General features: G+C 73.1%; 1 protein-coding gene. It reads left to right on the forward strand.

Annotation, left to right across the window (positions count from 1 at the left end):
- Positions 1-56: 56 nt before the first annotated feature.
- Positions 57-906: EamA family transporter (locus tag AC27IQ_RS25815; RefSeq protein WP_487091344.1), on the forward strand; the 850-nt coding region annotated here is incomplete at its 3' end.

A 906-nucleotide genomic window follows, 5' to 3' on the forward strand; every position in this document is an offset into this window, starting at 1 on the left:
CCGGGCCGCAGGGGGGCCGCGTGAGCGCGGTGGCCCGGGCGCCGGTCGGCGATGCCATGGCCACGCGCGACGTGCTGGCCGCGATGGCCGTGGTGGTCATCTGGGGGATCAATTTCGTGGCGATGAAGTGGGGCCTGCGCTACTTCACGCCGTTCCAGCTCGGGGCCGTGCGCTACCTGTTCGCCGCGCTGCCGCTGGTGTTCTTCCTCAAGCCGCCGCGCATGCACTGGCGCTGGGTGCTGCTGTTCGGGCTGTTCCAGGGCGTGGGGCAGTTCGGCTTCGGCTTTTTCGCCCTGAAGCTGGGCATGACGGCGGCGCTGGCCAGCGTGCTCATGCAGACGCAGGTGTTCTTCACCGCGCTGTTCGCGTTCGGCATCCTGCGCGAGCGGCCCGGGCGGCCGCTGGTGGTGGGCATGGCGATCGCGGCGGTAGGCCTCGGATGCTTCGCCATGAACTTCATCGGGCCGGGGGCCACCGGCACGGGCGTGGGCGGGGCGACGATGGTGGGCATCTGCCTCACGCTGTGCGCGGCCGCGTCCTGGGCGGTGTCCAACATCGTCTCGCGCATGGCGCAGCGGGCATCGCCGGGCTACAAGCCGCTGTCGTTCGTGGTGTGGAGCAGCCTGGTGCCGGTGCTGCCGTTCGCGGCGCTGTCGGCCCTGACCGATGCGGACGCGGGCCGCTGGCTGCACTGGGACGCCTGGGCCGCGCTGCCGCCGGTGGCCTGGGGCGCGGTCGCCTACCTGGGCTGGGTGGCCACCATCGTCGGCTACGGCCTGTGGACGGGGCTGCTCACCCGCTACCCGGCCAACCGCGTGGCGCCCTTCAGCCTGGGCGTGCCCGTGGTGGGGCTGGCCGCCGGGCTGCTGGTGCTGGGCGAGGTCGTCACCGCCTGGCAGTGGGCCG

It is taken from the genome of Acidovorax sp. KPB24-07 (genome assembly GCF_057543315.1).